Origin of the sequence: Halopiger goleimassiliensis (assembly GCF_000455345.1) — an archaeon.
Taxonomy (GTDB): Archaea; Halobacteriota; Halobacteria; order Halobacteriales; family Natrialbaceae; genus Halopiger_A; species Halopiger_A goleimassiliensis.
In genome coordinates, this window is record NZ_HG315691.1 from 479137 (window position 1) to 491643 (window position 12507).

Here is a 12507-nt window from a genome sequence, read left to right on the forward strand (position 1 = left end):
GGACAGAGCATAGATTCGGATTCGATGACATCGAAGGCACACTCGACGGCGCACGCGGACTCGCGACTGATCCTCTACGTCGCCGCGACCGACGACGCGGCCGCGGCCGGAGCAACCGCTCTCGAGGGGGTCGGCGACGGCCACGAGCGAACGGTTCACCCGGTCGACTCGGCCGAGCTGGCTGCCGATCGAGCGGCAAACGCCGACTGCGTCGTGGTCGACGGCGACCTCGTCGCCGACGAGGACGCGTTCGCGACGGTCGTCGAAGCGGCCGCGGCGACGCCGCTGATCGTCTTTGCAACGGGTCCGTACGACGCGACGCAGCCGTCGAACGAGGCCGTGGACGGCTACGTGCGACGGGACACCGAGGACGCACACGTCCACCTCGTCGACGAGATCGCCCGCGTCTGTCAGACGGCGGGCGCGTCGCCGGCCGACCCCATCGACGACGCGCCGGCCGAGTCCTCGGAGCCGGAACCGGAGGACGATCCGGAACTGGACGCACGAACGGCGGCGACCGTATTCGAGACGACCGCCGGTCTCGTCGACTGTCGCGACCGCGATCGCCTCTTTCGCCGACTGGTCGACGGTGCCGTCGAGGTGCTCGAGTTCGACCACTGCTGGCTCACGACCATCAACTTCGGCGAACTCGTGCCACGGGCGGCGGCCCCCGCCGTACCCGACGAAGCGCTCGCGCCCGCCTCGCTCGACGAACCGCTCGGCGTCGCCTTCCGCGCCCGGGAACCGATCCGGATCGCCGACCTCGCGACCTACGAGTGGATCGAGCCGCCGTTCGAGGGGGCGCGCTCGCTGTGTAGCGTCCCCGTCGGGGACGTCGGCGTGTTACACGTCGCTTCCGAGTCGGCAGACGCCATCGACGGCCGCGACCTCGCCCTGCTCGAGGGACTTTGTGGGTTCGCGGCGACGATCCTCGAGCGCAACTGGACCGAACGCGGGATCGTCAACGAACGCGATCGCCTCCAGCGCGAGCGCGAGCGGGTCGTCGAGCAGTACAACCGGCTCAAGGACGAGCGCGACGCCCTGTTCACGCTGTTCCGGAACGTGGCCGAACCGACGGTCCGGTACGACCTCGAGGACGGCGAGGCCGTCGTCACCGGCGTCAACGCCACCTTCGAGGCCGTCTTCGACGTGGACCGCGAGGAGATCGTCGGCGACCCCGTCGACGCCGTCGCGCTACCGGAAGGCCTCGCCGGCGAGGCCGCCGCGCTGGCCGACGCCATCCGCGGGGACGAGCGCACCGAACTCGAGGTCCGCCGCGAGACGCCAGACGGTCTCCGGGACTTCGTCGTCACCGTCGTTCCGCTGTCGGTCACCGAGGGCGGCACGGAGACCGGCGGCCTGCTCGTCTACGAGGACGTGACCGACCGGAAACGGCGCGAGCGCGAACTGCTCGCCGCGACCCACCGCCTCGAGCGGCTCGCCGACCGGATCGACGAGGACGTTCGGACGCCGCTGAACACCGCCCGGGGCTACCTCGAACTCGCGGAGAAGACCGGCGATGCGGAACACTTCGAGGTCGTCGACGGCGCTCACGAGGAACTCTCCGTCAGACTGCAGGAACTCGTCGAACTGGCGACCGGCGACACCGTCGAGGCCGAACCCGTCTCGCTCGCCGACGCCGCGACCCGGGCCTGGATCGCCGCCGACACCAGCGGCGCGACCCTCGTCACCGAGGACGACGCCCTCCTCGAGGCCAACCGCAGCGGCCTCCGGGAACTGTTCGAGCACGTCCTGCGGACGACGATCGAACTCGAGGCGGTCGAGGACGACTCCGACCCGATCACCGTCTCGGTCGGCGCGACAGACGACGGCTTCTACGTCGCCGGCAGCCGACCGGGCGACGACTCCGACCCCGAGCCGGGCAGCCTCGACGACGCCGACGGCAGCGAGTTCCAGCTCGAGCTCGTCGAGCGGATCGCCGACGCCCACGGCTGGGACGTCGGCGTCGCCGCCGACGACGACGGCACGGCCATCGCCTTCCGCGGCGTGGACGTCCTCGAGTGACGAACGGTGCTCGATCGAGTACGGTGGCCGCGACCCCGCCGTCGGTGACGGGCGGAGACGGCGTCACTGGCCTGTGTCTGCTTGCCCGCGAGACAGGGTCGGGTGACCGGCACGCTCAAACGACTGTTTGAACTTGCCGAGCCCCTATCATACCGACCCTACTATTCATCCGTATGAAACGTAGACGGCTCATCGCCAGTACTGGACTGGCCCTCACACCCACTCTCGTCGGCTGCCTCGAGCATACCGACGGCGAAACCGGTGGCGACGGAACGGCTACCGGAGAACCAACCGACGAGGGGGACGAGGACGAAGTCGGTGCCGAGAGCACGGAGACGACGCTCGAGGAGCAACCGTGTCCGCCGTACGAAACGGAGGTCGAACGGACGATCTGTTCACACACGGGAGAGCCGGACGACGCTCCGGTGTCCCTCGAACCGAGTCCCGAACGGAGCCCCGTGGAGGACGGCTCCCCGATCGAGGCGGTCACGGTGACGGTTCACAATCGATCGTCCGACGAACTGACCTTCAACCCCCACAGTTGGCGGCTCCGACGCAAGTCGGGTACCGACTGGGAGGAACTCGAGCGACGGGTTTCGGGTGATGGAACGGTGACCGTCCCGCCGGGCGAGACACACTCGTGGTCGTTCGTCGAGGTCGTGGAGTCCGTCGACCCGGACGCCGATCTCGAGCCCGGACTGTATGCCGCCGAAATCAGCGTTCCAGCCCCCGACGACGGTGGCTGGATCGCCTGCGTCGCACTCGTTCGATTCGACGCAGCCGACTGACGGTCGACACGAGTCCGCGTCGGAGCCGCGGTCTCCGACGTGATCCTCGTGTCGGGACCCTCACTCCTCTTCGAGCGCGAGCGCCGCGAGCATCGCCTCGAGTTGCAGGCGTTCGTTCGCGCCCTCGGTGATCCGGTAATCCACTTCGCCGAGTCGCTCGAGCAGCCGCACCGTCGCCTGTTCGGGGAGGTCGAACTCCCAGGCCGAGCGGTGGAGCTGGTCGATGACGTCGCCGCCGGCGAGGCCGCGATCCATGAGCAGATCCTCGAGGGCCGCGCGCGCGGCGGTGAAGTCGCCGTCGATGGCGTGTTCGACCATCTCCTCGACCTCCTCGGGACGGGCGGTCGAGGTGATCGCGAAGACCGTCTCCTCGTCGACGGTCTCGCCCATGACGGCGGCGGCCTGGAGGCCGTTGATCGCCTTTCGCATGTCCCCGTCGGCCGCGTAGACCAGGGCGTCGACGCCGTCGTCGGTGACCTCGATCCCCTCGTTGTCGGCGATCTTGCGAACCTGGGCCTCGATCGCCTCCGGCCCGAGTTCGGTGAAGCGGAAGACCGCACACCGCGACTGGATGGGGTCGATGATCTGGCTCGAGTAGTTACACGAGAGGATAAAGCGCGTGTTGTTCGAGAACTGCTCCATCGTCCGGCGGAGCGCGGACTGGGCGTCGCTGGTCAGCGCGTCGGCCTCGTCGAGGAAGATGATGCGGTGGTCGTAGCCGCCGAAGGAAGAGCGTGCGAAGTCCTTGATCCGGTCGCGGACGACGTCGATCCCGCGCTGGTCCGAGGCGTTGAGTTCGAGGAAGTTCTCGCGCCAGTCGTCGCCGTAGATCTCTCTAGCGATGCTCTGGGCCGCTGTCGTCTTGCCAGTTCCGGCCGGCCCCGCGAACATGAGGTGGGGCAGGTCGTCCTGCTCGACGTAGCGTTGCAGCCGCGGGACGATGTTCTCGTGGCCCTCGATCTCCTCGAGTCGCTCCGGACGATATTTCTCGATCCAGACCTCGGTCTTGCCGGGAGTCGGCTCCGCCGCCTCGGCGTCGGCCTCGCTCATACCGGCCCAAGGGCCGGACCGAAGATAAATCGACCGAAGCGGGGAGCGTCCGGGGGCGTCCCGACGGTCGTCACTCGCTCGTCAGCACCGTCACCGGCCGCTCGGTCTCGAGCAACACCTGCTGTGTGGTACTGCCGAAGACCGCTTTGCCGGTCGGCGAGCGCTGACGGCTGACCATCACGATCTCGTCGACGTCGGCCTCGTCGGCGATCGTCAGGATCTCCTCGATCGGGTCGCCGTGTTCGCGACGGACCGTCACGTCCACGTCCGCCGCGTCGAGGGCGTCGGCGACGTCACGGACGCTGTCCGGCAGCTCGGTGTCGTCGTAGACGTCGTCCGAGCGGACGACGGTATCGTCGGCGACCTCGAACTCTTCGAAGACGTTACAGACGATCACCTCGACGGCGGTATCGGCCGCTGGGAGCCCTGTCACGTAGTCGACGACCTCGAGGCTGCGGTCGGATTTCGCCGGAACGAGAAGCGTGTACATGGACCACAGTTGCGACCGGTGAGAAATAGCGCTTTGGGAACTTCCCAGCCCGCGAGCGACGTGTTCAAGTCCGCGGACCGACGAGACCGACTATGCGCGTCACCGTCGACGTCAAGGGCGAGACCACCCACGAGGTCGATCTCGAGGACTTCGCGGCCGACTCCGACGCGGAGCCGACCTACGCCGACCTCCTGGGGGCAGTCGAGTTGAGCCCCCACGAGGTGAGCGTGCTCGTCGACGGCCGACCGGTGCCCGAGGACCAGCCGGTCGACGCCGACCACGTGACCGTCTTGCGGCTGATCAAGGGTGGCTGACGACGGAGCGGCCACGCGACCGCGCCCCTGCAACCGAGGGGTTGTTGGCGGCCGCCGACGGAAGCATCGATGAATGTTCGTACGGACAGCCGACCGCACCGACGCGCTCGAGGTCCGCCGGATTCTCGACGGCGCGATGCTCGAACCGGGCGACGTCGAGGCGCGGATCGGCGCGGACGACGTCCTCGTCGCGGGCGACTATCGGGGCTCGAGCGGCGATCAGACCCCGGACAGGCCGACGGCGGGCGAACGGCTCCTCGGAACGGTCGTCCTCGAGCCCTGCGAGGACGGCGCGCACGTCTCGGCGATCGGCGTCCGTCGTCGCCACCGCGGACGGGGGATCGGGACCGCCCTGATCGAGCGGGCACTCGAGCGGGAACGGCGGCTCACGGCCCGGTTCGACGACGGCGTCCGGCCCTTCTACGACGCGCTCGGGTTCGCGGTCGAGCCGATCGACGACCAGCGGTACCGCGGCGTCCTGACCGTCGACGACCACGATGCGGACGGCTGAGAGGGCGCGCGACCGAACGTGTTCAGCGAATGCCCAGCGTGTGGGAAGCGGTGGCCCCACTGAAGTGACTCGTCGTCGAGCGACGAACCGAACTCGGCCGCGCTCGACTGCCTCCAGTCGGCCCCACCGGCGTCGACGACGGCCGATCGACACCCTCGAGCCATGAACGAATACACGCTGACGATCGTGGCGAGCAACGCCGCGACGCTGGCCACAGGCGGTGCCGTCGCGACGCTCGCGTACCGGGCGTTCCGGCGAACCGGCTCGGCGGCCCTCCGCGCCGTCGCGCTCGGGTTCGCCGTCATCGTCGCCGGATCGGTCGTCGGGGGCCTCGTCCACCTGCTGTGGGACGACATCGCCCTCGGCGTCGCCCTCCAGAGCTTCGCCACCGCCGGCGGCTTCGCCATCCTGCTGTACTCGCTCTACACGGAGACCGCGACGACGGAGACCTATCGCCGGGATCGCAGGCACGGCGGTGAGGGCGATGACTGATCCCGCCGCAGCAGTCGACGGGACGGAGGACGACCACGCCCGCGTCGGCCACCCGACCGACTACTCCCTGCCGATCCGGGCGATCGATCCAGACGTGCTCGTGCTGGGCTACGACCAGCACCACGACGACGCGGCGGTCGAGAGGATGCTCGCCGACTGGGGCATCGACTGCCGGGTCGCACGCGCCGCGGCCCGCGATCCCGACGGCGGGGAACTGCTCTCGAGCAGCGCGATCAAACGCCGGATCCGCGAGCGTCGGCCGGCCGACGCGACGCGATAATTCTCATCGACCAGTCGAGGGGCAGTCGACGAAACGGGAAGCGCAAGAGACGGTAGAATTATCCCGTCCTGTTCAGTCGACAACAGTATGAACGACCGACGTCGCCCGCGCGGTCGCTTCGGCCGCTGGCACGCCCTCCTCGAGCGGTACACGCCCGACGGTCCCCTCGGGCGGGTCCTCCTCGGATCGATCACCGGAACCGTCGGCCTCTGGCTTCTCGCGGCCCTGCTGTTCGAGATTCCTCGCTGGGGGCTGACGCTGTCGGCGCTGCTCTGGGCACCCACGTTGCTCGCCGTCGGCGTCCCGCTGGTGGCGTTCGCCGCCCTCGTCCTCTGGCCGCTGTACCTCTCGCTCATCGGTAACATCGAGTCGACCGAGGCGTATGCCGGACCCGGATCGAGCAGGGCCAGCACGGGGGCGAGCGACTCCTCTGCGGTTTCGGGCTCGAGTGCGGGTGGCGTTCGGACGCCCGAATCCACGGCCGGCGAGCGAACGAGCGACCGGGCGGACGATCCGTTCGCGGACCTGAAGGCGATGTACGAACGCGGTGAGCTTTCCGAAGACGAACTCGAGCGCCGGATCGAGGCCCGCATGGCGGAGTCGGACGATTCGGCCCCGGATGCGACGAGGGCGGGAGTCGCCGACACCGATCCCGGTCGCGAACGAACGATCGAACGGCGCTGATCGGGCACCGACCGGCGTCGAGCGGCGGTATCAGGAGGAGTGGGCCGACTCGAGGCGCGGCCGGATCCGATCCAGCCCCATCTCGAGCATGTCGGGGCTGACGGCCTGGAACTCGCCGTCGTCGGGGAGGTACTCGCGCACCGAGTCCCAGCTCTCGCGGGCGTAGCGCTCGTCGAGCAGGACGCGAACGCCGACGTCCTCCGGCGAGCGGATGACCCGACCGATCGCCTGGCGGGCCTTCCGCACCGCCGGGATAGTCAGCGCGTACTCGAAACCGTCGCCGAAAGCGTCGTCGTAGGCCCGCCGAACCGCCTTCGTCCGGGGGCTCGAGGTGTTGACGATCGGGACGCCACAGACGACCGCCGCGGCGAGACGGTCGCCGCTGTAGTCGACGCCCTCGGTCAGCGTCCCCCGCAGGCTCGTTACGAGCACCTTCCCGTCACCGGCGAAGAAGTCGCTCTTGAGGGATTCGGTCGTCTCGTCGTCGCTCGAGGCGTCGACCAACACGGGTTTCTCGAGGCGGTCCTCGAGGACGCCCGCAGCCCACTCCGCCTCGGCGTAGCTGGGCATCCCGACGAGGACGTTACCCGGGAGCCGACCGATCTTCGCCAGGGCGTCGGCGTAGTGTCTGCGCGTCGGGTTCTGGAACTCCTCGCCCGCGCCGCTCGAGCCGTCGGCCTCCCCGGGTCGGCCGCGATTGTCGTACGTGAACTTGGGCGCGGCGACCGCGAAGCTCTCGCGGTTCTCCGCGGGGAAGTGCAGGCCGTAGCGGCGTTCGACGACCGGCCGATCTTCTTCGCGCTCGAGGTACTCGAGTCCCGTCACCTCGGTGAACGCCTCGAGCGGTTCGAGCGTCGCGCTCATGAGGATGCCGCCGCCGAACGCGCCCAGCCGTTCGCCGATGGCGTCGCTGGGGACGCAGTTGTGCAGGGCGAGTCTAGCGTTGTAGGCCCGCCGCCAGGAGTCGGCCGGTTCGGTGTCGTCCCAGGTGCGCTCGAGTTCGATCTCGCGGAAGTAGTCGGTGTGGTCGCGGCGGTACCACTCCCCGAGGACGCGGCCGACCGCGGGTGCGGCGCGGGTGCGCTCCTCGTCCTCGGCTTCATTGAGGATGCGGGCGACGACCGCGCCCACGGCCTCAGCCCGGACCCAGTCGGCGTCGCCGTATCCCTCTCGGCGGGCCCACTCGGTGAGTTCGTCCTCGGCGGGCTCGGCGGGATCGCGCAGCGGAATCTCCTCGTCAGCGAGGTCGGTGAGGTTCGATTGCCACCCCCTGTGTTTCCGGTCGAGGTGGGCGGTCACCCGCCGGTCGAGTTCGCTCCGGAGGTCCCGGACGAACTCGAGCGTCCGGTTGAGTTCCTCGTAGGAGACGTCGCTGTCGTTCAGTTCCGCGCGGACGAGGTCGGCGTCGGCGGTCTTCGACCCGCCCTGCGCGGTCCGGCCCTCGCGTTCGAACTTGATCGGCTGAATGACCCGCGAGAGTTCCGTCTCGGCGTCCCGGAGCGTCGCGTCGGCGATGCCGTCGCTGACCAGATCGCGGACGCGGGGCTCGAGCATGTGTGCCTCGTCGCAGACGACGAACGTCGAGTCGTCGAGCAGGGCACCCGTGAATGAGCCGGTCGTCCGCGGGTCGAACGCGTGGTAGTAGTTCCCGACGACGACCTCGACGTGGCCGAGCACCGCGCCCATCACCGAGTGCGGGCAGGTGCCGTGGCGGACCGACCGGGCGACGAGGTCCTCGGGCGTGACCATCCCCGCCTCGGTGAAGTCGTAGGGGACGGCTTCGGCGGCGTCGCCCTCGCTGCCCTCCTCCGGGAGGTCCGCGAGGTACTGCGCGTAGAACGGACAGTACTCGGTCTCGCCCCCGACGGGGCCGGGCTCGCTGTACTCCGGCAGGTTGCGCGGGTACGGCGTCGGTTCGCCCGCCGTCTCGAGGTAGGTAGCGGTGCCGCCGCGACTCCCGCTGTCGGCGAGGCCGATCTGCTGGCTGCGGGCCTGCCCCGCGAGCGAGTCCGCGGTCGTCTCCCCGCCCTCGCCGGTGAGGTCGCGGGTCCGATCGCGCAGCGTCTCGCAGCGGTCGTAGACGTTGCCGTCGTCGATGCCCGCGAGGTTCTCGCGGTTGTACGGACAGACGTCCGCCTTCCCGACCAGCGTGAGCCCCGAGACCGGTTCGGCATCGTCGGGGAGGTTCTCGTTGATCGTCTCCAGGTCCGCCTCGAACTGGCGGAGCTGCTGTTTGACGCTCGTGAGGACGAAGACGCGCTCGAAGTCGGTGTCGGGATCGCGTACGAGGTCGATCCCGGCGGTGAGCGCGATCATCGTCTTCCCCGTGCCACAGGCCCCCTCGATGACGGTGTAGCCCCCCTCTCGAGCAGTGTCGATCGCGGTCTCGATGCCGTCGACCTGCTCGTCGTAGGGTTCGGCGTGGCCGAAGATCGCCCGCCAGTTCGTCATGTCTCCGGTAGTCGTCGTCGGGCGTCCATAGCGTTGACGGACTCGTTGCCCCGTCCCGATACGTAAACCTGCGGATGGTGCCGATCGACGGCCAGCAGGGAGCGGGCCGCGGCGTCGTCCAGGGGTTTCGGTATCTATTTAAGTCCTGTTGTCGAATTGATAGCTGTAGGCAGATGACCGCCCGCAAACTCATCCCCGCCCTCACAGTCGCGTTGCTCGTCGTGACCGCCGGCTGTCTCGGTGGCTTCGGTCCTACGGAGGAAGACCCCGGAGACACCGAGGACCTGCCCGACGGCGACGAACTGCTGGAGCAGTCGATGGAGGCCGAGTCCAACGTCGACACGTTGCAGGGCGTTCAGACGACGACGATAACGACCGACGGTGAGACCGTCGAAACGAAGATGGAAGTGTGGCAAAGCGGCGATCAGTACCGCGCCGAACTCCTCGAGACCGAAAACCCCGAGGAGTTCGACGTGATGGTCGTCGACGGCTCCGAGACCTGGATGTACGACGAGGACGAGAACCGCGCCGTCCTCGCCGACCTCGGTCTCGACGCCGAAGCGCTCGAGGCGTTCGGCGAGGAACTGTCGGACGCAATCTTCGCCAACATGTCCGCGACCGTCGACGGCACCGACACCGTCGCCGACCGCGACGTCTACGTCCTCGAACTCGAGGGCGACGGCGACGCTCTCTACGAGTCGGCCACGCTGTGGGTCGACCAGGAGACCCACTACCCGCTGAAACAGGAGGCCACGACGTCGTTCCTCCAGGAGATGACCACGACCGTCACCTTCGAAACGGTCACCTTCGACGAACCGATCGACGACGAGCGGTTCACCTTCGACGTCCCCGACGACGCCGAGGTCGTCGAGATGAGCGAACTCGGGCCCGAGCAGTACGACTCGATCGAGGCGGCCGAAGAGGCCGTTCCCTTCGACCCCCCTCGCCCCGAGGTGCCCGATGAGTACAGCCTCGAGACCGTCACGGCGAACGAGGCCCTTCCCGGCTGGACGGCCTCGATGCAGTACCAGGCCGACGACGGCTCCCTGCTGAGCGTCAGCGTCTCCGAAGCCGGGAACGAACCGGTCTTCGACGCCGACGGCGAAACGATCGAGATCGACGGCGTCGACGCAGTCGTCCAGGAGCTACCCGGTAGCGACATGACGTCGATCGAGTGGGAACAGGACGGCCTCACCTACACGGTCAGCGGCGACCTCGAGACCGACGACCTGGTGAGCGTCGCCGAATCGATCATCGAATAAGAGCACTCGAGTCGTCTGGTTCGACGGCTCGATCGGTTTTTTCGCCGCTCAGGTCTCGTCCGTCCGGAGCGACGGCTCCGCGTCGGCCGGCCGATCCTCGCCGTCCGCGACCGCCCACTCGCGGGTGAGCGACGGCGTGCCAGTGATCGTGATCGCGACCGCCGCGAGGGCGAACACCAGGATGCCGAGGCCGCCGACCGGGTTGACGACCAGTTCCGAGCCGCCGCTTGCGAAGACGAGCATCGTGGCACCGAAGGCGTTGAACGTGCCGTGGAAGATCGCCGGCGCGAGCACCGACCGCGCCGACAGCGCCACGTAGGTGTAGACCGGCGACATCGCCAGACAGGCGACGGTCATCACCCCAACGCCGAGGACGGGGTGGCCCGGGAAGTTGTACCCCTCGAGGATCACGGGCGCGTGCCACAGCCCCCAGACGAGGCCGACGACCGTTGACGCTCCCCAGAAGCCGAGCGGGGCGAGTTCCGTCAGGAAGACGCCGCGCCAGCCGACCTCCTCGCCGAGCGCGAAGGCGGCGTTGATCGTCGCGCCGATCACCAGCGACGCGACGACGGCCACGACGAGGTTGTACGGCCAGCCGGGGAGGTCCGACCCCGCCGGCGCGTCGGCCGCCTGGCTCGCGAGGTCGCTCCCCTCGCCGGTGAGCGGGTTAGCGTCCGGGACGAACTCGACGCCAGGGAGGCCGAGCGCGATGGCAGTGCCCAGCAGGACGAGGCCGATCGGAACGACGCCGGCGATCGGCAGCCAGCGGAGCCGATCCCAGGGCACCCGCAGTCCCGCCCGGTCGAACGACTTCGAGCCGACGACGGACGTGACGACGCCGGCCAGCAGCGGCGTGAACATGTAGCCCGGTGCGAGGGCGATCATGCTCACCTCGAGCAGCCACGAGACGACGACGAACCCGCTCGAGAGCGCCGCGAGCGAGCCGAGAAAGACAGCTATCGATCGGGCGTCGATCGTCGTCGCATTCCCGGTCGGGTCCGGCTCGACTGACATGTATCGAACAGTTTGGAAGGGTCATGATAACGGTTTCGTCCGCCCGGACGCTGCCAGCCTGCCCCTTACCAGCGGTGGGTGCCTCGGTTGAGACGTGCAGGTACCCGAATCACTCCGCGACGTCGATCGGTTCGGCGCGGTCGTGCGGACGCTCGAGTACGACGACGGTAGCGTCATCGCAGTCGACTTCGGTAACTCGGCGGCGGACATCGAGATCGACGTCGTCGGCTCGACCGCCATCATCGTCGCCGACGGGGAACAGGTCGAGTTCGAGCTACCCCCCGAAGCTAGCGGTGTCACGGCGAAAAACGGCGTGTTGACGATCGAGGAGTAATCGCCAGCCGCTGTGCGGAAGCGCAACCCATTCCCGTCCTGGACCGATACTGAGAGTATGAACGAGAGCGCCGACTCCGGCGTCGACGTCGACCAGTGGCGCGAGGAACTCGAGGCGAAACGCGCCGAGAAGGACCGGTTCTTCGCCGAGCACGCCCAGTCGCCGATCCCGCCGGACGACCGCGACGAGTTCGACGGCCTCGACTACTTCGATCCCGACCCCGACTATCGGGTGCAGGCGACCGCGACGGTCCACGACGACCCCGAGGTCGTGCTGATGGACACGACGGCAGGTCGGGAGATGCGATACCTCCGCGTCGCGACGCTCGAGTTCGACCTCAGCCGAGGCGACGAGGAGCTTCAGGACGGCACGTTCGAACTCGACGCCTACCGGATGGAGAGTCCCGAGGACGAACCCCTGTTCGTCCCCTTCCGGGACAAGACCACCGGCCAGCAGACCTACGAGGGCGGCCGCTACATGGAACTCGCGCCGGAACGCGACCTCGAGGACGGCGACGAGATCATCGTCGACTTCAACCTCGCGTACACTCCCTTCTGCGCCTACAGCGAGACCTTCGACTGTCCGCTCCCGCCCGAGGACAACTGGCTCGAGGTCGCCATCCCGGCCGGCGAGCGCCACGGGTGATACGATTTTCTGTCCGTCAGTTCCGGCGTACCCGCCGTCCGGGTCGCGGGTGTACCGGAACATCGGTACAGCGCTCCGTATACGTCGCAGACGGCCTGGACACACCGGTCGGCCACCAACCCATATTTACCCTAACACGTACACTAAAATATATGTCGAGGGGCGAA

General features: G+C 68.5%; 13 protein-coding genes and 1 pseudogene. 10 read left to right on the forward strand and 4 right to left on the reverse strand.

Annotated features, from left to right (window positions below):
- Positions 1-24 precede the first annotated feature (24 nt).
- Together TX79_RS17075 and TX79_RS19460 are read left to right on the forward strand one after the other, a co-directional pair.
- Positions 25-2025, forward strand: coding sequence for a GAF domain-containing protein (locus TX79_RS17075; protein WP_049928838.1), 2001 nt, complete (start codon positions 25-27; stop codon positions 2023-2025).
- Positions 2026-2198: 173 nt separating this feature from the next.
- On the forward strand, positions 2199-2813 hold the full coding sequence (locus tag TX79_RS19460) for a hypothetical protein (RefSeq protein ID WP_154660578.1): 615 nt from the start codon (positions 2199-2201) through the stop codon (positions 2811-2813).
- A 60-nt stretch (positions 2814-2873) separates the two neighbouring features.
- On the opposite strand, the gene TX79_RS17085 is transcribed toward TX79_RS19460, so the two are convergent.
- The gene (locus tag TX79_RS17085) at positions 2874-3863 is read right to left on the reverse strand and encodes a replication factor C small subunit (RefSeq protein WP_049928839.1); all 990 of its coding nucleotides are present in this window, start codon (positions 3861-3863) and stop codon (positions 2874-2876) included.
- A 70-nt stretch (positions 3864-3933) separates the two neighbouring features.
- The gene (locus TX79_RS17090) at positions 3934-4353 is read right to left on the reverse strand and encodes a universal stress protein (RefSeq protein ID WP_049928840.1); all 420 of its coding nucleotides are present in this window, start codon (positions 4351-4353) and stop codon (positions 3934-3936) included.
- Between the two features lie 92 nt (positions 4354-4445).
- On the opposite strand from TX79_RS17090, the gene samp2 reads away from it, so the two are divergent.
- The 5 genes and pseudogenes from samp2 (at position 4446) to TX79_RS17115 (ending at position 6634) form a co-directional block, all read left to right on the forward strand.
- Positions 4446-4667: a ubiquitin-like small modifier protein SAMP2 gene (gene samp2, locus TX79_RS17095; RefSeq protein ID WP_049928841.1), complete on the forward strand. Its 222-nt coding sequence runs from the start codon at positions 4446-4448 to the stop codon at positions 4665-4667.
- Positions 4668-4740: 73 nt separating this feature from the next.
- Entirely contained in the window at positions 4741-5178 is a 438-nt protein-coding gene (locus TX79_RS17100; RefSeq protein ID WP_049928842.1) for a GNAT family N-acetyltransferase, read from the forward strand.
- Positions 5179-5340: 162 nt separating this feature from the next.
- Entirely contained in the window at positions 5341-5670 is a 330-nt protein-coding gene (locus TX79_RS17105; RefSeq protein ID WP_049928843.1) for a DUF7521 family protein, read from the forward strand.
- Positions 5671-5701: 31 nt separating this feature from the next.
- Positions 5702-5950 (forward strand): annotated as a pseudogene (locus TX79_RS17110) (adenylyltransferase/cytidyltransferase family protein); the annotation flags it as partial.
- Positions 5951-6037: 87 nt separating this feature from the next.
- Complete coding sequence (locus TX79_RS17115) at positions 6038-6634, forward strand: hypothetical protein (RefSeq protein WP_049928846.1); 597 nt, start codon at positions 6038-6040, stop codon at positions 6632-6634.
- A 30-nt stretch (positions 6635-6664) separates the two neighbouring features.
- Here TX79_RS17115 and TX79_RS17120 read toward each other — a convergent pair whose 3' ends face one another.
- A complete protein-coding gene (locus tag TX79_RS17120) occupies positions 6665-9085 on the reverse strand; it encodes an ATP-dependent DNA helicase (protein WP_049928847.1) in 2421 nt (806 codons plus the stop codon).
- A 74-nt stretch (positions 9086-9159) separates the two neighbouring features.
- Here TX79_RS17120 and TX79_RS17125 point away from each other — a divergent pair, with 74 nt between their 5' ends.
- A complete protein-coding gene (locus TX79_RS17125; RefSeq protein ID WP_230198611.1) occupies positions 9160-10347 on the forward strand; it encodes a DUF4367 domain-containing protein in 1188 nt (395 codons plus the stop codon).
- 48 nt (positions 10348-10395) lie between these two features.
- Here TX79_RS17125 and TX79_RS17130 read toward each other — a convergent pair whose 3' ends face one another.
- Complete coding sequence (locus TX79_RS17130) at positions 10396-11361, reverse strand: CPBP family intramembrane glutamic endopeptidase (RefSeq protein WP_049928850.1); 966 nt, start codon at positions 11359-11361, stop codon at positions 10396-10398.
- 94 nt (positions 11362-11455) lie between these two features.
- Here TX79_RS17130 and TX79_RS17135 point away from each other — a divergent pair, with 94 nt between their 5' ends.
- Both TX79_RS17135 and TX79_RS17140 read left to right on the forward strand, forming a co-directional pair.
- Positions 11456-11695: a DUF7127 family protein gene (locus tag TX79_RS17135; RefSeq protein WP_049928851.1), complete on the forward strand. Its 240-nt coding sequence runs from the start codon at positions 11456-11458 to the stop codon at positions 11693-11695.
- Positions 11696-11752: 57 nt separating this feature from the next.
- Positions 11753-12340 (forward strand): DUF1684 domain-containing protein, encoded by a 588-nt coding sequence (locus TX79_RS17140; RefSeq protein WP_049928852.1) that lies wholly within the window; start codon positions 11753-11755, stop codon positions 12338-12340.
- The last annotated feature ends 167 nt before the right edge of the window (positions 12341-12507 follow it).

Coding starts and splice junctions, on each gene's coding strand:
- TX79_RS17125 (WP_230198611.1), top strand. CDS start 9,160: ATGGTGCCGATCGACGGCCAGCAGGGAGCGGGCCGCGGCGTCGTCCAG.
- TX79_RS17140 (WP_049928852.1), top strand. CDS start 11,753: ATGAACGAGAGCGCCGACTCCGGCGTCGACGTCGACCAGTGGCGCGAG.
- TX79_RS17115 (WP_049928846.1), top strand. CDS start 6,038: ATGAACGACCGACGTCGCCCGCGCGGTCGCTTCGGCCGCTGGCACGCC.
- TX79_RS17105 (WP_049928843.1), top strand. CDS start 5,341: ATGAACGAATACACGCTGACGATCGTGGCGAGCAACGCCGCGACGCTG.
- samp2 (WP_049928841.1), top strand. CDS start 4,446: ATGCGCGTCACCGTCGACGTCAAGGGCGAGACCACCCACGAGGTCGAT.
- TX79_RS17130 (WP_049928850.1), bottom strand. CDS start 11,361: ATGTCAGTCGAGCCGGACCCGACCGGGAATGCGACGACGATCGACGCC.
- TX79_RS17075 (WP_049928838.1), top strand. CDS start 25: ATGACATCGAAGGCACACTCGACGGCGCACGCGGACTCGCGACTGATC.
- TX79_RS19460 (WP_154660578.1), top strand. CDS start 2,199: ATGAAACGTAGACGGCTCATCGCCAGTACTGGACTGGCCCTCACACCC.
- TX79_RS17085 (WP_049928839.1), bottom strand. CDS start 3,863: ATGAGCGAGGCCGACGCCGAGGCGGCGGAGCCGACTCCCGGCAAGACC.
- TX79_RS17100 (WP_049928842.1), top strand. CDS start 4,741: ATGTTCGTACGGACAGCCGACCGCACCGACGCGCTCGAGGTCCGCCGG.
- TX79_RS17090 (WP_049928840.1), bottom strand. CDS start 4,353: ATGTACACGCTTCTCGTTCCGGCGAAATCCGACCGCAGCCTCGAGGTC.
- TX79_RS17120 (WP_049928847.1), bottom strand. CDS start 9,085: ATGACGAACTGGCGGGCGATCTTCGGCCACGCCGAACCCTACGACGAG.